The organism is Vibrio sp. Vb1166 (assembly GCF_033338695.1).
Taxonomy (GTDB): domain Bacteria; phylum Pseudomonadota; class Gammaproteobacteria; order Enterobacterales; family Vibrionaceae; genus Vibrio; species Vibrio alginolyticus.
The window spans coordinates 1-18,208 of the sequence record NZ_JAWOTE010000047.1; the positions used below are offsets into that span (position 1 = coordinate 1).

An 18,208-nucleotide genomic window follows, 5' to 3' on the forward strand; every position below is an offset into this window, starting at 1 on the left:
CGGTGAAGTCTGCAGGAACAACAGTGATGCTTACAGGAAGATCACCACGAACATCCACACCTACCACTTCTGCACGACCTTGAATTGCTGCGTATTGAGCCGCATCGAATGCGTCTTTAGGCAGCGCAATACCCGCCGCGATATCTACCGTACCTTTACCTGCTTCAACAGACATTGGCGTTGGTAGTAACGTGGTTGATACGTCTTGTTTTGCTAGATCTTCGTTCTTCTCGAAACGAGACACAGCGCTCGCAAATACGTTGTTGTCATCTGGCGTACGTTTTAGGTTGTTACCCTCAAGGCCAGTCACGAAAGATGCAACGTCTTCTGTGTTAAGAGAAGCGATCATCTTAGGCTCTGCATTTGGTGCAGCAACGAAAGCGCCTGGCATGAAGTCAGTTTCAAATAACTGCCAGTATTCAGCAACAAGAGGAAGCACAACCTCTTCACCCGCAGCAAAACCATCAAACTTATCTGTTGGTTCTAGTTTGTGTAGATCACCCGTTACGCGAGAGATTTTAAACTGTTCGTTTTCAACATCCAGAATCAGACGAATGCTATGGAAGTAAATAGCCCAATCTTTTGAGTCAACCGCTTCACCTTGGTTAACCAGCGTCATGTTTACCTTGTTACAAGACGCCCACTCAGCCCCTAAGTCCTGACAAGCAAGACCTTCGTTTGCACCGTGGTTAGTCAACACTTGGTATTGAATATCAAGATTATTAGCCAACGAATTTACAACTTGTTGTTCAGAGCTTTGCAGCGCAGAGCAACCTGCTAATGTAGTGATAACAGAAACAGCAATCAGACTAGGTTTAAACATCTTACTTCCCCAAAAAAGTCAGTGGTTCAAAACGACAATGATAAAAATCTCGGCCCCTCAAATGCGAGGTACCTAACCGTTACATTCAACATACAACCTGTTATTTCTAAGCGTAAAATAAATAGAAATAGGAAGTGATCCAGCTCAAAAAATGACACTCAGCAAAAACAATAAAAATCTAATTTTCATGGAGTTACAATACACGTCAAAATCGAACAACTTGTTTTGACGAGTTTGCTGCGATCTAGGTCACTTATATTCATGAGTTACGACTGATTTTGTAAGATTTGGATCACGCCTAATTATTTTGTGAACCATTAGTAAGCGAATTACCTATTTACCTTTCGTGAAGTGACTCTCATTTATTCGTCGTCAAAACTCGTCAATATTTTTAGAAATGACGATTTTGTCGAATACCCCACTGGAGAAATTGCACTTAACCTCACGCTATTTTGCGTATAAAGTTTAAAGGTATCTTATCTGAGGACCATTCTATGTTTCGTCTCTTGACGCTCATATCATCTCTACTTGTTACTTTGACTCCTTTTTCCTCTTATGCAGAGCCACAGCATTGGTTAGCGAAAAAAGGGGAAACCGAACTTATGATTATTGGCTCGGTACATGTGGGGGATAAAACGATGTACCCACTCCCTAGAACGGTCATCCAGCATTTAAGCCAAAGCGCAGGGTTGATTATTGAAGCAGACGTCAGGAATTCTGAAGGCTTGGTTTACCCACAAACAACCATTCTTTCTAAAGATGTTTTAGACAGAGCTCAACGTCGCCACTTAATTGAAATTGCCCAAGATTTAGGTTTGCCAGAAACTCAACTCCTAAATTCCCCACCTTGGATGGCAGCATTCACCATCCAACTCGCTTTAGTCAACAAACTGGGGTATGTCTCTGATAAAGGGGTCGACATGCACTTAATAGGACTCGCTGATAAAAAGCAAATCCCGGTCATTCCACTGGAGTCCGTGCAATTCCAAATCGATTTAATCGCAGGTCAATCAGAAGGCGGTAAAGAGATACTTCTCTCATCAATTGAAGAATATGATGGCGGAGAAGAGTTGGTTCAATGCTTGATAGAGAGTTGGAAGAGTGGTGATGGTAGCATGTTGGTCGAAGCCTCTTTGACCGATCATACAACAGAAGAGTTTAACCAAGCCTTTTTATACGAGCGTAATCGAGATTGGGCTAAAAAACTCGACACTGGCAGTGTTCTACCTCAGCAATCGGGTCGTTACACCGTTGTTGTTGGTGGCTTGCATTTAGTAGGTAAAGATAACCTGATTGAACTGCTTAAAAATCGGGGATTTAACATCAAACCACTGGGTAAGACGCGCCAAGCAAATTGTGATATCTAGTGATTGTTTGAAAAATGCCATTTAAATACAATTATTTAAATACAACCATTTAAAATTCATTCAAACTTTCTTATAAAACGCCGTTAAGCTAAGTGGATACAAAACAACTCATATGAAATTTAAATATTTATTCCTATACACGATTGGAATTATGCTCACTTCTTCGCTGTCTTATGCTAAACCGCCATGCAACGTAGAAGCTTTTCAAGCTATTGATATAACTCCGGAAGTAAAAGGCGGTGTTTTAGATAAAGAGAGTGGTCAATTTCTTATTACCGAAAAACCAATGATGCGTTGCGCGAACATCACGTTTTCAACAGCCCACACTCGAAATCGCGTTGCACATATGATGAACCAAGGCTTTGAAGCGGTTTACTATGATGGAAATACAAGCAAATCTCACTCAGTAACGTTTGATGAAGACGATTTAAAAGCGGGTTACGTCAAGATTGGGCCAAATCACCCAAAGACCGCTTATGTCTGTTTCACTACTTCTGAAACTCCTATCAATACTATCTCGTGTGACATCAAGTAATAAATTTACTCGCTCTAAAAAATGAAAAGGCCCTACATTTCTGTAGAGCCTTCCTCTCAATATGTGTCGATGAAGAGCCATATTCTAACTTCAGGCGAACCCCATTTGGTTCGATACTATTGAAGTCTAAAATTACTAGCACTAAAAACGACGAAAGCCTGCTCATTGAGCAGGCTTTCTAAAAGTGGTCGGTGAAGAGGGATTCGAACCCCCGACCCTCTGGTCCCAAACCAGATGCGCTACCAAGCTGCGCTATTCACCGAGATGTTTAACTGAGGAATTGTCCCCGTCAACGAATGCGTATATTACGGATTCTGAACTGTGGCGCAAGTGCTTTTTACAAAAAAACCTTAGGTCTTAATTCGTTTGATGAATAACTGAACACTAGCACGTAAAATGTGACTGATAACTCACAACAAAATACAGTTTATTAACCTTAGCAACATAATTGATCCAGATCAGTGTGCAACAAGACACCGCCATTTAGTTTATTCCTGTCGGGAACATCTTGGAGGAAACGTATGGACTTTTGGCTTGATCTCCTATTTGGTAATGCAGTGGGTCTATCGTCAATGATAGTAATTTTTGGGGCAATTGGTCTGATGTTATTTTACGGCGGTTTCTTCATATACAAGATCATGAACGACAAATCTCCTCACTAGATCTCGCTTAGCTCTAGAAACGCTTTGCACCGGAGTCGGTTACTTGCCTACTCCGGTTTTTTATTTGATCTCAATGCACCACTCATTGATATAATCCTATTATTCTTCCCTGTTCTTAATGAGATTACTGCTATGTCTCACGACGACGATTTTGATCTATTTCAACAGATGATGGGCGATGTAAAGCCAATCACTCAAGACACCACCGAACACAAAAAAGTACACCAAGTAACAGAAGCACAACTCGCAAAACGCGAAGCAGCAATCTGGTTAACGGAAGATGACCCAGAATACCTATCACTTGATCACGCTGAAATGCTCAAGCCAGAGGACTTTGTTGAGTTCAAACGTGATGGTGTACAGGACGGGGTTTACCGCAAACTTCGCCTTGGTAAGTATCCAATCCAAGCTCGCTTGGATTTGCACCGTAAAACATTGAAAGAAGCACGTGATGAAGTCGTGACGTTTTTAAAGCAATGCCTATCAATGGACATTAGAACGGTCGTTATCGTCCATGGTCGAGGAGAACGCTCAAATCCACCTGCAATGATGAAAAGCTTTGTTAGCAGTTGGCTACGACAAATAAAGGAAGTCCAATGCGTCCATAGTGCGCAACGCTTTCACGGTGGAACTGGAGCCGTTTACGTCCTACTTAGAAAAAGTGCGGAAAAGAAATTAGAAACCCGCGAACGTCACCAAAAACGGTTAGGCTAAATTTCACCCTAATGCTAGAATGCCCGCCCTTATTCTTCCTTCCCCTTAAAGGAAGGGAGCTTCATTCGCCGTTGTGAAACGTTAGGAGACAAAAATGTCACAAGACAACGCTAAACGATTAAATAAATTCATCAGTGAAACGGGGTTTTGCTCACGCCGTGAAGCAGACAGACTAATTGAGCAAGGCCGTGTCACCATTAATGGCAACAAACCTGAAATGGGGACAAAAGTGCTACCTGGTGATGATGTTTGTGTGGATGGTAAGCCAGTGGCAGCAAAAGAGAAGCCGATTTATATCGCTCTCAATAAACCAACAGGCATCACCTGTACAACTGAGAGAGACGTCCCTGGAAACATCGTTGATTTCATCGGCCACCAAAAACGTATCTTTCCGATCGGCCGCTTAGACAAACCCTCTGATGGTCTGATCTTTTTGACCAACGATGGCGACATCGTGAACAAAATCCTTCGCGCAGGCAACAGCCACGAAAAAGAGTACGTCGTACGCGTGGACAAGCCAATTACAGGCGAGTTTCTCAAACAGATGTCGAGTGGCGTTAAGATTCTCGACACAGTCACCCTACCTTGTAAGGTAACAAAAGAGACTAAATTCTCTTTCCGTATTGTGCTCACTCAAGGACTTAACCGTCAGATCCGTCGCATGTGTGAAGCGCTGGGCTATGAAGTATTCAAGCTGCGTCGCGTTCGCATCATGAATATCTCTCTTGATGGTATTCCGAATGGAAAATGGCGTTATCTAAGTGACGAAGAAGTGGCAGAGATCCTAGCAATGTGTGAAGGCTCGGTAGGTACAGAAGAAGCATCAAAAACAGACTCTAGAGGTCGCAACATTCGTAAAGCGACCGACGCGAAGCTGTTTGATAGCCGTGAAGAAAACCAAGATTCTACTGCTCGTCGTAACCAGAAGACACGAACTTTCCGCGGTAACAATGCTGATGAATTCCGTCATGCACCAAACTCGAAAAAAGGTCAACAAAAGCGTCGTCAGCGTGATGATGAAGGCGGATGTCCAGCTAAAGAACATTACAAAGCGAAATCACAAGGTGAACGCAGCAGACCGCAAGGCGAGCATGGTAAATCGCACCGTAAACCAGATGCATCGAGCAATACGCATTCAGCAAACAAGCCTCAATCACTGAGTAAGCCTAAGCAGCATTACATGAACCCAAATGCCGCGAAACCAAGCAAACCAGCTAAACGCACTGGTGGTACATTGAGTCTGAAGAAGTAACGCTTCACTGACAGGCAAGATCAAAAAAGGACGCTCATGAGCGTCCTTTTTATTTGTCATGAGTTTACAAACAAAGAGGTGCAAACTGACCACGAGTTAAGCTCAGCAAATCTCTCGGGGCTAACTCAATTTCTAAACCACGTTTACCAGCACTCACACAGATTTTGTCTTGCTCTGCTGCGCTTTCGTGCAAAAAAGTAGGTAAGGCTTTCTTCTGCCCTAGTGGGCTAATTCCACCAACGACATAACCTGTGGTCTTTTGGGCGATTTCCGGATCAGCCATATCGGCCTTTTTGCCCTTCGCTGCTTTCGCCGCCAGTTTTAGGTTCAGCTTTTGATCAACAGGGATAATCGCAACCGCAAGGTTCTTTGGCTCCCCGTTCAAGCAGAACAGCAAGGTTTTAAATACTGTTTTCGGATCCTGCCCCAGTACTTCAGCAGCCTCCAAGCCATAACTATCGGCTCTAGGGTCATGCTCATACTGATGAATCGTGTGTGGAATTTTTTTCTTTTTCGCAAGATTAATGGCCGGAGTCATCAAGATTCTCCTCATAAAAACAAAAAGCGCAGATTGAATTGGATCTGCGCTTTTAGTTAATGATATCAGCGAGTTTGAGTCAATCGCTTTTTCTCTGTTGGGTTACTGATCAATCGCCGTATCAACTAAATACGTGATTTCACCTGAAGGGGCATACTCATTAACATCAATAGGGCTATGTGTTTCTAAATAATCCTTCAAAACCTCAGCATCGGTAAAACCTGTATTTACATACCCTGGATGATCGTCGATTTTAGGGTAACCATCTCCACCAGCAGCATTATAGCTTGGTACGGTAAAGCGGTAATTACCATCTAAGCGAAGTTGCTTATTACCAATGAACACATTGGTTACCTCACCATTATTGATACTCATCGCAATGCCGGCAAACTGCGCGTAAGCTCCAGAGTCGACAGGTTTAGTTGCAACGACATTTAGGTAATCCAATACTTCTTTGCCCGTCATATCAACGTAAGAGACCATATTGCCAAATGGCTGAACAGTCAGCACATCTTTGTAGGTAATCTCACCTGCTGCAATCGAATCGCGAACGCCGCCAGAATTCATTACGGCGAAATCTGCTTTCGCACGTTCCATGTGAGCCGTTGCAATTAATCGACCTAAGTTTGTTTGCTGGTAACGAACCACATTGCGGTCACCCTCAAGCTTACCGTTAGATTCTGCAATCTTCACGTTTAGTTTGCCCTGACCTTTTTCTTGATAAGGACGAAGAAACTCAAGCATCATTTCGTCTTGTTTAATCTCATCTTGGATCAAGACTCGTTGCGACTGACCATCAACTTTAACTTTCTTTTTCAAGTTTACAGGGATTAGATCGTAGCTCACCATCGAGAGTTCGCCATTACGAAACTCGTAATCGGCGCGTCCCACATATTTCCCCCACTCATGTGCCTGAACAATAAAGGTACCATTTTGTTTATCGGGCTGACATTCATCACCTGGTTTAAAGTTCTTTTTGATAACGTTTGGACCTTCCATGCACACAGGTTCTTGTGAGTGTCCTCCAACGATCATGTCGAGATCGCCGTCATTCAAATAACGAGCTAACGCCACATCGCCAGGAGCATTGATGCCTCTATTACCATTTTCATAGTGTCCCATATGCGTGACAGCAAAAATCAGATCTGGATACTCTGTCTCTTTCAGTTCTGCAATCAACTTCTTGGCTTCTTCTTTTGGGTCACGGAAGTCAATTTGTTCAATGAATTCAGGGTTGCCAAGTTTCGCTGTGTCTTCGGTTGTAAGGCCAATGACCGCAATTTTAATGCCCTGCTTTTTAAACATCGCGTATGGTTGGAATAAACGCTTGCCAGTATTTTTATCGTAAATATTGGCAGACAACATCGGAAAGTTTGCCCACTCTTGCTGCTTGAATAGCACATCCAATGGATTATCAAACTCATGATTACCTAGAGCCATCGCATCGTAACCAATTTTGCTCATGCCTTTAAAATCCGGCTCGGCATCTTGTAAATCAGACTCAGGTACTCCTGTGTTGATGTCACCACCAGAAAGCAATAACACGCTCCCCCCCTCAGCCTGTATTTCTTCGCGCAAATCATCGATTAACGTTTTACGCGCCGCCATGCCATATTCACCGTATCGATTTTGCCAAAAGCGACCATGATGATCGTTAGTGTGCAATACGGTCAATTTATAGGTTGTATCGGCATTCCATTCTGGTACAGGTTGCGTAGCACACCCAGCTAACGAGGCCAAGATAGCGGCACTCAAAACAGTTTTGATCATCAGACGCTGATTCATTTATTTACCTTTTTCTTATTGGGATTACTGACGCACATTTTAAGCATTGGATCTATTTGAAAACCACGTGCACCCTAACACATTGATTTAATAATTATGATGCATTGCTTAGCAATAACAAATTCATCAGTAACAAGTTTGAGAATTTACAGTTTTTCAGATAAAAAAATAGCCAACATCGGTTGGCTATAGTATTTGTTACCACCAGTCATCTGGCGTTTACTTGATATCTATATCTGCAAAGCTCTTGATCAGATCATCAAGCGATTTCATTTGTGCTAAGAATGGCTCTAACTTGTCTAGAGGCAGTGCAGATGGGCCATCACAACGCGCTTGGTCTGGGTTTGGGTGCGCTTCGATAAATAGACCTGCGATGCCTGTCGCTAGACCCGCTTTAGCAAGCTCAACTGTCTGCTCACGACGGCCGCCAGATGCTGCGCCTGATGGGTCACGCATTTGTAGTGAGTGCGTTACGTCAAAGATGATTGGGCTACCTTTCGAAGCATTTTTCATCACACCAAAACCAAGCATGTCTACAACTAGGTTATCGTAACCGTGGCAAGAACCGCGCTCACATAGGATGATCTTGTCGTTACCGCATTCTGCGAACTTCTCAACGATGTTACCCACTTGACCAGGGCTCATAAATTGAGGTTTCTTCACGTTGATAACCGCACCTGTTTTAGCCATAGCTTCAACAAGGTCAGTTTGACGAGCTAGGAATGCAGGAAGCTGAATAACGTCTACCACGTCAGCGACAGGTTGAGCTTGTGCTTCAGTGTGAACGTCCGTGATGATCTTTACACCAAAAGTGTCTTTCAGCTCCTGAAAGATTTTCATACCTTCTTCCAGACCTGGACCACGGTATGAATGAACAGAACTGCGGTTTGCTTTGTCAAACGACGCCTTAAATACGTAAGGAATACCAAGTTTTTCCGTTACTTTTACGTAGTGCTCACAGATCTGCATCGCAAGATCACGAGACTCAAGAACGTTCATACCTGCAAATAGGGTGAATGGCTTGTCGTTAGCAACCTGAATGTCGCCGATATTAACGATTTTCTGTTCCATTTTGATTCTCTTTTTCTGTCCACGATACGCCACAGTTCGGCACATCGATAAAATTAGTGAAGTGTGACGTGCGTTTCACTCATCACATTAACTTGTGATTTTAGTAGCTCAGAAGCCGGATCGTCAGGGCATTGGTCAATAAAGTACTGAAAATCTGATACCGCTACTTGAGGGCACTCTAGCTGTTGGAAAATAAAACCACGGTCACGAATTTCGTATGGATCATCTGGCACAAACGTTAGAGCAAGATTCGTACAACGTAATGCCAGCGTATAATGCTCTTCGCGCAACATCGCACTTTTAATCAATGCCAACCAGCGACCAATAATTGTTGGGTTGTCAGCTTCCTCAAAATGTTCAGGCTTTAGCTGAGCTAGCGGTCCTTCCTGGCCAATAAGCCAAGCTTGAAGAATCCTTTCACCTACATACTCACCATTAAATGGATTGATGTAGTCTGGCTTCTTATGCATCCAGTCGACTTTTAACAGGAACTGAGTAGGGAAAGTAACTCCCTTCAACGGGAACCCCAGCTTTTTGCCTAGGTATAACAAAATCGAACCTAAGCTCACAGGAATACCTTTTCTGCGCTCCAACACTTTATCGATGAAGCTGTTGTCCGAAATAAAGTATTCCTGCTCGTCGCCTTTGAATCCCCACTCGTGGAAAAACAGTCGTAGGAATGCATCAAATCGTTGCTCTTCATCGGTTTCATGAACAAGCGTGGCTTCTGCATCTTTGTAAAGACGCTCTAACTCTTGTTTCGCCCAATGTACTTTGGTTTCTGGGTTAATCGCTTTGTTGAGCTCAAGCGCACCTTCCACCAACGGTATATTGTCAAAATCTTCGTCAAAAAACTCTAACATGACGTCTTATCCAAATAACGTAGGGCTCTTAGACACAGCAATGTTTGCAGCCATGACCAACCAACCTAATGCGCCGAAAAAGCCAAATATCTTCAGTAGGTTGTTTTTCGCAAGTTTCAATGAGAAGAATCCAAGCGCAATGTACGCCAGTACGCAGGTGATTTTGTTTGTTAACCACGGTGCGGCATCGGTAAACGGGATGAAACCAGTAATGAAAATAAGCGCGATACCTGACACTAGCAATGCAGTATCAACGATGTGGGGAAACACTTTCAAAAAGCGATTATTTCGCTTCGGTGAGTTCATCATCATTAACACGAATCGGATCGATAGTAGCGTCGCGCTGAGAGCGATCGTCACTAAGTGTATGTGTTTTAGAGCTACGTACATTTTTCTTCTCTTTTTAGTTAGTGTTTGCTGACTTCCATGATTAACTGGCCAGACAACCAAGTGTTACTCGATCGTTACCGCCATAATCTTTTTCCGTAGCGACCTGTTGGTAACCAAAGCCACGCATTATCTCACGCACCGCCTCACCTTGATCATAACCATGTTCAAATGCCAGCCAACCGCCCACTTCAAGATACTGACGAGCAAGATCCGAGATATGACGAATATCAGCTAAGCCATTCTCTTTAGCAACTAATGCAGATTTTGGCTCAAAGCGCACATCGCCTTGGGATAAATGTGGATCTTTTTCATCAATATATGGCGGGTTGGAGACAATTAAAGCAAACTTCGTACCTTCTGTAATAGGCTCAAACCAACTGCCTTGAGCAAAGGTCACATTTTTGATGTTTAGCTGCTCAGCATTGTACTCTGCAAGTGCTTTCGCTTCTTGCTTAAGGTCTACGCCCATCACTTGACGCTTTGGCATTTCAGATGCAAGCGCGATGGCGATAGCTCCCGTCCCCGTTCCAAGATCTAAAATAGGCCCAGTTTGCTCGTAGGTCTTATCGAGTGCAACTTCGACCAAACGTTCTGTATCCGGTCTAGGTATCAGGGTAGAAGGAGAAACTTTAAACGGTAAAGACCAAAACTCTCGCTCACCAATAATATAAGCGACGGGTTCACCAGTTAAACGTCGTTCAAGTAGAGCATCAAACTGAGATTTTTGCTCTGCTTCTAACGCTTTTTCTGGCCAGGTCAGCAGGTAAGTTCGTGGTTTGCCAAGGACATGGCAAAGGAGTACAGTTGCATCGAGAGAAGGCGACTCTTTGCCGCCTTCTGCCAGTTTCGCCGTCGCACTTTTCAGTGCTTGCTCAATCGATTGAACTTGGCTCATCGATTAGCCGTTCTCTGCGAGCGCCGCAAGTTGGTCTGCTTGGTGCTCTTGAATCACAGGATCAATCAAGCTCTGCAGGTCACCTTCCATCACTTCGTTCAAACGATAGATGGTCAGGTTGATACGGTGATCAGACACACGACCTTGTGGGTAGTTGTATGTACGAATACGGTCACTACGGTCACCAGAACCTAGAAGGTTACGACGTGTATCAGACACTTCTGCGGCACGACGCTCTTCTTCCGCTTGAACGATACGAGCAGCAAGAACCGCCATTGCTTTCGCTTTGTTCTTGTGCTGTGAACGCTCATCCTGACACTCTACTACCGTACCCGTTGGTAAGTGGGTAATACGAATTGCAGAATCCGTGGTGTTAACGTGCTGACCACCCGCGCCAGATGCACGGAACGTATCGATTTTCAGGTCTGCTGCTTTGATTTCAGGCAGATCCGCTTCAGGGATTTCCGCCATTACTGCTACTGTACAAGCAGAAGTATGCACACGGCCTTGAGATTCAGTTGCAGGAACACGCTGTACACGGTGACCGCCTGACTCAAATTTCAACACGCCGTATGCACCGTCGCCGCTTACTTTCGCGATCATCTCTTTGTAACCACCGTGCTCTGCCTCGTTTGAAGACATGACTTCGATGCGCCAGCCACGCTTTTCTGCGTACTTGCTGTACATACGGAATAGATCACCCGCGAAGATACCCGCTTCGTCGCCACCCGCACCTGCACGAATTTCTAGGAAACAGTTACGATCATCGTTCGGATCTTTTGGCAGAAGAAGAATCTGTAACTCATCAGTAAGACGCTCAATCGTCGCTTTCGCTTCTTTGATTTCTTCTTGCGCCATTTCACGCATTTCTTCGTCGTCTTCGTTTGCCATCTCTTCAGCGGCGACAAGATCTTCTTGTGCTTGTTGATAAGCTTGGAAGCACTTGGTTACTTCTTCTAGCTGAGAGTACTCTCTTGATAGAGCACGGAATTTGTCCTGATTTCCAATTACATCAGGATCACCAAGAAGATGTTGAACTTCTTCGTAACGTTCTACTAGCGTTTCTAGCTTAGTCAGAATAGAGGCTTTCATAGTGTCGTTTTCTTAATAAAAAGCGTGAGTTATAGATCATCCAAGCCAAGTGTTTGGCGGATAATCGTTAATTTTGCTGGTTCGCCTTGCTCTGCTGCACTTTGCAATGCGCGAGTTGGAGCGTGAATCAGTTTGTTGGTGAGTTTATTACTCAGCTCGCGCAGCACTTTCTCCGGATCTGCGCCTGCCGCTAAAGATTGCAAACTTTTGCTCAGTAACTCTTCACGAATTTCGTTGGCTGATTTGCGATAGTCGCGAATACTATCGACGGCTTGCAGTGAACGCAACCATGTCATAAATGCAGCGCTTTCTTCACTAACAATCGCTTCAGCTTGAATCGCTTCGACTTTACGCTGCTCAATGTTGCTGTCGATGATAGATTGCAAGTCATCAACAGAATACAGATATGCGTCGTTCAGTTCACCGACTTCCGACTCTACATCTCGCGGCACCGCAATATCGACTAACAAGATAGGTTGATGTCGGCGCTGCTTTAGAGCCGTTTCGACCATACCTTTGCCAATAATAGGCAATGGGCTCGCCGTTGAGCTAATCACAATGTCCGCTTTCGCCAAATGTTCAGGAATTTCGTTCAAACTGATCACTTCTGCGCCAAATTGGTCCGCTAAGCCTTGCGCGCGCTCTTTAGTGCGGTTCGCGACAATCATTTTTGTGCAACCGTTGGACGCTAAATGCTTCGCGACCAATTCAATCGTCTCACCCGCACCAACTAAAAGCACGGTTGAATCTGATAACGACTCAAAAATATGTTTTGCCAGTGTACATGCCGCATAAGCCACGGACACGGCATTACCACCAATATCTGTCTCTGTTCTCACCCGTTTGGCGACTGAGAACGTCTTTTGAAACAGTTTATCAATCGAGGCATCGACAGCTTGATGATCTCGCGAGTCAGAAAATGCTTGCTTTACCTGCCCCAAAATTTGAGGCTCACCCAACACCAGAGAGTCAAGACCGCACGATACGCGCATCAAATGCTTTATTGCAGCTTGTTCTTCATGAACATACAAACTCGGCATTAAATCTTCGCGGCTCACTTGATGAAATTGAGCAAGCCAATCGATCAACTTGCTTCGCGCTCCTTGCTTAACATCGCAGTACAACTCAGTTCGGTTACAGGTTGAAACAATCACACTGCCGTTAACTGCTTCGTGCTCTCTAAGTTGCTCGAGTGCAGGGCCGAGTTTATCCGGACCAAACGCCACCTTCTCTCGCAAGTCGACAGACGCTGTATTGTGATTAATTCCAATAGCAAGCAAGGACATCTAACGTGGTATCTCTGGGATAGGTTATAAAATAGGTCCAGAATTTTACTGTAAGCACGCATTTATTGAAAGGGTAAGCCGGATTTGTTTTCCTAAGTGCGACTTTTCAATGCTATAGTTGTGAGCGATTCCCGATGAAACTGATTAATAAGCCATCAAACATGACGTTACGCTCCTTTATTCTTTTTTTCTTGTCGAGCTTACTGCTCGCTGGTTGTTCGTCCGTTCCTGAAAGTGTTACCAGCGTTGAATGGCAAGCTCATGAGCAGCGACTCGAAACCATCCGAGATTTTCAAGCAACGGGGAAACTTGGTTATATTGGCCCAGACCAAAGACAAAATTTAAACTTCTACTGGAAACATTCTTCAGCACTAAGCCAGTTGCGTTTAACAACGATTCTCGGACAAACGGCATTAAAGCTCACCATCACCCCACAAGGCGCCACAGTAGAAACTTACGACGATCAGGTCCTTTCTTCTCGCAGTGCTAACCAGCTGATTTACCGTCTTACAGGGTTAATGATGCCCGTCGATCACATGCCTGACTGGCTATTAGGTCTACCGACCGATGCCGACAAATTCCAACTGTCTCCAACCAATACACTGCAAGCGTTAAACAAACAAATTGGTTTAAATGATTGGAGTATTGCTTATCAACGATATGGCGACGTTCAATGGCATGAACAGTCTCTCCCTCTGCCAAATAAGCTGAAACTCACCACAGCTGATGTCAAAATAAATCTAGTGATCACAAAATGGAACATCACCCAATGATTGAACTTTCAACACGCTGGCCATCACCAGCGAAATTGAATCTCTTTCTATATATCAACGGCCGTACAGAGAATGGCTACCACGAGTTACAAACCTTATTCCAATTCGTCGATCACGGCGATGAGCTCACCATTCAAGCGAACCATTCTGGTGATATTACGATTTCTCCAGACATAGAAGGTGTGCCCCTTCAAGACAATTTAATTTGGAAAGCAGCAACCGCGCTTCAAACTTACTCAAACTGCCCTTTTGGCGCGCATATTGAGCTACAGAAAGTGCTGCCTATGGGTGGAGGCATTGGTGGGGGCTCATCGAATGCAGCTACAGCATTAGTGGCACTGAATTACTTATGGCAACTGAATCTAACTGACGACGAACTGGCTGAAATTGGTTTAAAACTGGGCGCAGACGTGCCCGTATTTGTGCGCGGATTTGCAGCTTTTGCTGAAGGTGTTGGTGAAAAACTCTCTCCTGCTTATCCCGAAGAAAAGTGGTATTTAGTCGTCAGACCGAATGTATCTATCGCAACCGTCGACGTTTTTTGTCATCCAGATTTGACGCGAAACACCCCAAAACGAGATCTAGAAACACTTTTAAATACGCCAAGCGTAAACGATTGCGAAAAAATTGTACGAATGCTCTACCCAGAGGTTGATAAGCAACTTTCTTGGCTGCTACAATACGCGCCGTCAAGATTGACGGGGACAGGATCTTGCGTTTTTGCTGAATTTTCGAGCAAATCTGAAGCAGAAACTATCCTTGCACAACTCTCTGATAAAGTCTCGGCATTTGTCGCTCAAGGGCGCAATATTTCGCCATTAAAAGAGACTTTGGCTGAATACCAATCAGCCTCACACCGACCTATTTAAACTGGACGCAAACCCGAGGTTTCCACCGTGCCTGATATGAAGCTATTTGCTGGTAACGCAACACCTGAACTAGCCCAACGTATTGCTGATCGTCTTTACATCTCTCTTGGTGATGCATCTGTTTCTCGCTTTTCTGATGGCGAAGTTGCAGTTCAAATCAATGAGAATGTTCGTGGTAGCGATGTTTTCATCATTCAATCCACTTGTGCACCGACTAACGACAACCTAATGGAATTGGTTGTTATGATTGATGCAATGCGCCGTGCTTCAGCAGGCCGTATCACTGCAGTTATCCCTTACTTCGGCTACGCTCGCCAAGACCGTCGTGTACGTTCTGCGCGTGTGCCAATTACTGCAAAAGTTGTTGCTGATTTCCTATCTAACGTTGGTGTTGACCGCGTTCTAACTATCGACCTACACGCAGAGCAAATTCAAGGCTTCTTCGATGTACCTGTAGACAACATCTTCGGCACGCCAGTGCTACTTGAAGATATGCAGGCTCGCGGTCTAGATAACCCTGTAGTGGTATCTCCTGACCTAGGTGGCGTTGTTCGTGCTCGTGCAACAGCAAAAGCACTAGGCGACATCGACATCGCAATCGTAGATAAGCGTCGTCCACGTGCAAACGTTTCTGAAGTAATGAACCTAATCGGTGATGTTGAAGGTCGTGACTGTGTGATCGTTGATGACATGATCGACACAGGTGGCACACTATGTAAAGCAGCTGAAGCACTAAAAGAGCGCGGTGCTAAGCGTGTATTCGCTTACGCTACTCACGCAGTATTCTCAGGCAACGCTGCGGATAACATCAAGAACTCAGTTCTTGACCAAGTTATCGTAACTGACTCTATCTCTCTGTCTAAAGAGATGGCTGCAACAGGTAAAGTGACAACACTAAGCCTATCTCGCATGCTAGCTGAAGCGATTCGTCGTATCAGCAACGAAGAGTCAATCTCTGCAATGTTCAACTAATACGAACATTTCAGTTACACTGATTTCAAAAGCACCCCTCTTTGGGGTGTTTTTTTATTTGTACTGATAACTAGAAAATCCCTTGGTCGCCCACCGCGAGTTTTCTGTGCTATCATACTGCGCTTTTTGAGATTCCAGAGAGATCCTAACCTTGAGTCAACAAATCAAACTTCTTGTTGGTCTTGCTAATCCAGGACCAGAATACGCCAGAACTCGTCACAATGCGGGCGCTTGGGTTGTAGAAGAATTAGCACGCGTTCACAACGTTACACTGAAGAACGAACCAAAGTTTTTTGGTCTAACAGGACGCATTATGGTCAATGGCCAGGATCTCCGTTTGCTTATCCCAACCACCTTCATGAATCTATCAGGTAAATCGATCGCAGCGCTTGCGAAATTTTATCAAATTAAACCTGAAGAGATCATGGTTGCTCATGACGAGCTAGACTTACCGCCAGGTGTCGCTAAGTTTAAAAAAGGTGGGGGTCACGGTGGACACAACGGTCTGCGTGACACCATTAGCAAACTGGGCAATAACAAAGATTTTTATCGTCTTCGTATTGGCATTGGTCATCCGGGACACAAAGATAAAGTGGCGGGTTTTGTATTAGGTAAAGCGCCAGCTAAAGAGCAAGAGCTTTTAGATGCAGCAGCTGATGAGGCTGTTCGTTGTCTAGATATCCTGATTAAGGATGGCCTATCTAAAGCACAAAATCGCCTCCACACGTTCAAAGCTGAATAAGGTTACTATCATGGGTTTTAAATGTGGCATCGTTGGTCTACCTAACGTAGGTAAATCAACTCTGTTCAACGCACTAACTAAAGCGGGTATCGAAGCAGCAAACTTCCCGTTCTGTACCATTGAACCAAACACTGGTGTGGTTCCTGTGCCAGATCTACGTCTAGACGCACTAGCTAAGATCGTTAACCCACAGAGAGTTCTTCCAACGACGATGGAGTTCGTGGACATCGCTGGTCTTGTTGCTGGTGCATCACGTGGTGAAGGTTTAGGTAACAAATTCCTAGCTAACATCCGTGAAACAGACGCGATTGGCCACGTTGTACGCTGTTTTGAAAACGAAAACATTGTTCACGTTTCAGGTAAAGTTTCACCTATCGAAGATATCGAAGTGATCAACCTTGAACTTGCAATGGCTGACCTTGATTCTTGTGAGCGAGCGATTCAACGTAACGCGAAGAAGGCAAAAGGCGGCGATAAAGACGCAAAATTTGAACTAACCGTACTAGAAAAACTGTTACCAGTACTAACTGAAGGCGGCATGGCACGCACAGTTGAGCTATCTAAAGAAGAGTTAGCAGCAATCGGCTACCTAAACTTCCTAACACTGAAGCCAACTATGTACATTGCAAACGTAAACGAAGATGGCTTCGAAAATAACCCATATCTAGATGCGGTTCGTGAGTTCGCAGAAAAAGAAAACAATGTCGTTGTACCTGTATGTGCAGCTATCGAATCTGAACTATCTGAACTAGAAGATGAAGATCGCGAAGAATTCCTAGCAGATATGGGGATCGAAGAGCCGGGCCTGAACCGTGTAATTCGCTCTGGTTACGAACTACTGACTCTACACACCTACTTCACAGCAGGTGTTAAAGAAGTACGTGCTTGGACAATCCCTGTTGGTGCAACTGCGCCTCAGGCGGCAGGTAAGATCCACACTGACTTCGAGAAAGGCTTTATTCGTGCAGAAGTAGTTGGTTACGACGATTTCATCCAATTCAATGGTGAAAATGGCGCAAAAGACGCAGGTAAATGGCGTCTAGAAGGTAAAGACTACATCGTAAAAGATGGCGATGTTGTACACTTCCGCTTCAATGTTTAATTAAATGAATGAATTCTAAACACTTCATTTACACTAAAAGCCAGCTGTTAAGCTGGCTTTTTTAATACCTTAAGTAAATGAACAAAAATAAATTACGCAACTGCAAGCTAATTTATTTCCAGTTTTAGATCATAAACACGCCTCTTTGTTTAAAAAGGAAGCGAACGAGGTTTTTTCCGAAATTTATTAAAAAAAACTGTTGACGGATCTCACTCAACTTCGCATAATGCGCGCCGTTCCCAACGACAAGGCAACAAAGCGTTGAGAACAAAAAATATGGTTTTGGCTACGTAGCTCAGCTGGTTAGAGCACATCACTCATAATGATGGGGTCACAGGTTCGAATCCCGTCGTAGCCACCATTCCTAAATGTTCTTTTTATCAGAGCAGTTAGGAATAGATGCGGAAGTGGCGGAATTGGTAGACGCACCAGATTTAGGTTCTGGCGCCGCAAGGTGTGAGAGTTCAAGTCTCTCCT

The 18,208-nt window shown here is 44.3% G+C and carries 19 protein-coding genes and 2 tRNA genes; 11 read left to right on the forward strand and 10 right to left on the reverse strand.

Translation table 11 applies throughout. From position 1 onward, the window contains the following. On the reverse strand, nucleotides 1-823 hold an 823-nt coding region (locus R7E51_RS23180), incomplete at its 3' end, for a carbohydate-binding domain-containing protein (RefSeq protein ID WP_318128320.1). Between the two features lie 494 nt (nucleotides 824-1,317). Between R7E51_RS23180 and R7E51_RS23185 the strand changes: the two genes are divergently transcribed. Beyond that, on the forward strand, nucleotides 1,318-2,190 hold the full coding sequence (locus R7E51_RS23185) for a TraB/GumN family protein (RefSeq protein ID WP_005382001.1): 873 nt from the start codon (nucleotides 1,318-1,320) through the stop codon (nucleotides 2,188-2,190). 151 nt (nucleotides 2,191-2,341) lie between these two features. Continuing rightward, entirely contained in the window at nucleotides 2,342-2,725 is a 384-nt protein-coding gene (locus R7E51_RS23190; protein WP_005384085.1) for a hypothetical protein, read from the forward strand. A gap of 185 nt (nucleotides 2,726-2,910) precedes the next feature. Here the strand turns inward: R7E51_RS23190 and R7E51_RS23195 are convergent. Further along, a tRNA-Pro gene (locus R7E51_RS23195) sits at nucleotides 2,911-2,987 on the reverse strand. Nucleotides 2,988-3,246: 259 nt separating this feature from the next. On the opposite strand from R7E51_RS23195, the gene R7E51_RS23200 reads away from it, so the two are divergent. From R7E51_RS23200 to rluF, 3 genes are all read left to right on the forward strand, one after another. Beyond that, nucleotides 3,247-3,387, forward strand: a complete 141-nt coding sequence (locus R7E51_RS23200; protein WP_005382236.1) for a DUF3149 domain-containing protein — start codon at nucleotides 3,247-3,249, stop codon at nucleotides 3,385-3,387. 132 nt (nucleotides 3,388-3,519) lie between these two features. Then, nucleotides 3,520-4,101: a DNA endonuclease SmrA gene (smrA, locus tag R7E51_RS23205; RefSeq protein ID WP_005382233.1), complete on the forward strand. Its 582-nt coding sequence runs from the start codon at nucleotides 3,520-3,522 to the stop codon at nucleotides 4,099-4,101. Nucleotides 4,102-4,195: 94 nt separating this feature from the next. Continuing rightward, nucleotides 4,196-5,353, forward strand: a complete 1,158-nt coding sequence (gene rluF / locus R7E51_RS23210; RefSeq protein WP_017819984.1) for a 23S rRNA pseudouridine(2604) synthase RluF — start codon at nucleotides 4,196-4,198, stop codon at nucleotides 5,351-5,353. Nucleotides 5,354-5,417: 64 nt separating this feature from the next. On the opposite strand, the gene ybaK is transcribed toward rluF, so the two are convergent. The 8 genes from ybaK to hemA form a co-directional block, all read right to left on the reverse strand. Continuing rightward, nucleotides 5,418-5,891 (reverse strand): Cys-tRNA(Pro) deacylase, encoded by a 474-nt coding sequence (gene ybaK / locus R7E51_RS23215; RefSeq protein ID WP_005384092.1) that lies wholly within the window; start codon nucleotides 5,889-5,891, stop codon nucleotides 5,418-5,420. A gap of 102 nt (nucleotides 5,892-5,993) precedes the next feature. Next, complete coding sequence (ushA, locus tag R7E51_RS23220) at nucleotides 5,994-7,676, reverse strand: bifunctional UDP-sugar hydrolase/5'-nucleotidase UshA (protein WP_017819985.1); 1,683 nt, start codon at nucleotides 7,674-7,676, stop codon at nucleotides 5,994-5,996. Between the two features lie 219 nt (nucleotides 7,677-7,895). After that, complete coding sequence (gene kdsA / locus R7E51_RS23225; protein WP_005384095.1) at nucleotides 7,896-8,747, reverse strand: 3-deoxy-8-phosphooctulonate synthase; 852 nt, start codon at nucleotides 8,745-8,747, stop codon at nucleotides 7,896-7,898. A 53-nt stretch (nucleotides 8,748-8,800) separates the two neighbouring features. Beyond that, nucleotides 8,801-9,610, reverse strand: coding sequence for a SirB1 family protein (locus tag R7E51_RS23230; RefSeq protein WP_005384098.1), 810 nt, complete (start codon nucleotides 9,608-9,610; stop codon nucleotides 8,801-8,803). A gap of 6 nt (nucleotides 9,611-9,616) precedes the next feature. Then, a complete protein-coding gene (locus tag R7E51_RS23235; RefSeq protein WP_005382225.1) occupies nucleotides 9,617-10,000 on the reverse strand; it encodes a SirB2 family protein in 384 nt (127 codons plus the stop codon). Between the two features lie 40 nt (nucleotides 10,001-10,040). Then, nucleotides 10,041-10,895 (reverse strand): peptide chain release factor N(5)-glutamine methyltransferase, encoded by an 855-nt coding sequence (prmC, locus tag R7E51_RS23240; protein WP_206958488.1) that lies wholly within the window; start codon nucleotides 10,893-10,895, stop codon nucleotides 10,041-10,043. Nucleotides 10,896-10,898: 3 nt separating this feature from the next. Then, nucleotides 10,899-11,987: a peptide chain release factor 1 gene (prfA, locus tag R7E51_RS23245; RefSeq protein ID WP_005382222.1), complete on the reverse strand. Its 1,089-nt coding sequence runs from the start codon at nucleotides 11,985-11,987 to the stop codon at nucleotides 10,899-10,901. A gap of 29 nt (nucleotides 11,988-12,016) precedes the next feature. Beyond that, the gene (hemA, locus tag R7E51_RS23250; protein WP_017819987.1) at nucleotides 12,017-13,273 is read right to left on the reverse strand and encodes a glutamyl-tRNA reductase; all 1,257 of its coding nucleotides are present in this window, start codon (nucleotides 13,271-13,273) and stop codon (nucleotides 12,017-12,019) included. Nucleotides 13,274-13,407: 134 nt separating this feature from the next. Between hemA and lolB the strand changes: the two genes are divergently transcribed. The 6 genes from lolB to R7E51_RS23280 all read left to right on the forward strand — a co-directional run bounded on the left by lolB (nucleotide 13,408) and on the right by R7E51_RS23280 (nucleotide 18,092). Further along, nucleotides 13,408-14,046: a lipoprotein insertase outer membrane protein LolB gene (gene lolB, locus R7E51_RS23255; RefSeq protein ID WP_017819988.1), complete on the forward strand. Its 639-nt coding sequence runs from the start codon at nucleotides 13,408-13,410 to the stop codon at nucleotides 14,044-14,046. Further along, the gene (ispE, locus tag R7E51_RS23260; protein ID WP_021034139.1) at nucleotides 14,043-14,915 is read left to right on the forward strand and encodes a 4-(cytidine 5'-diphospho)-2-C-methyl-D-erythritol kinase; all 873 of its coding nucleotides are present in this window, start codon (nucleotides 14,043-14,045) and stop codon (nucleotides 14,913-14,915) included. The genes lolB and ispE overlap by 4 nt, the downstream gene beginning before the upstream one ends. 27 nt (nucleotides 14,916-14,942) lie before the next feature. Continuing rightward, complete coding sequence (locus R7E51_RS23265) at nucleotides 14,943-15,887, forward strand: ribose-phosphate pyrophosphokinase (protein ID WP_005393176.1); 945 nt, start codon at nucleotides 14,943-14,945, stop codon at nucleotides 15,885-15,887. Between the two features lie 151 nt (nucleotides 15,888-16,038). Continuing rightward, on the forward strand, nucleotides 16,039-16,629 hold the full coding sequence (gene pth, locus R7E51_RS23270; protein ID WP_005384112.1) for an aminoacyl-tRNA hydrolase: 591 nt from the start codon (nucleotides 16,039-16,041) through the stop codon (nucleotides 16,627-16,629). Between the two features lie 10 nt (nucleotides 16,630-16,639). Further along, the gene (gene ychF, locus R7E51_RS23275; RefSeq protein ID WP_005393178.1) at nucleotides 16,640-17,731 is read left to right on the forward strand and encodes a redox-regulated ATPase YchF; all 1,092 of its coding nucleotides are present in this window, start codon (nucleotides 16,640-16,642) and stop codon (nucleotides 17,729-17,731) included. Nucleotides 17,732-18,015: 284 nt separating this feature from the next. Continuing rightward, nucleotides 18,016-18,092: transfer RNA gene (locus tag R7E51_RS23280), tRNA-Met, on the forward strand. Nucleotides 18,093-18,208 lie beyond the last annotated feature (116 nt).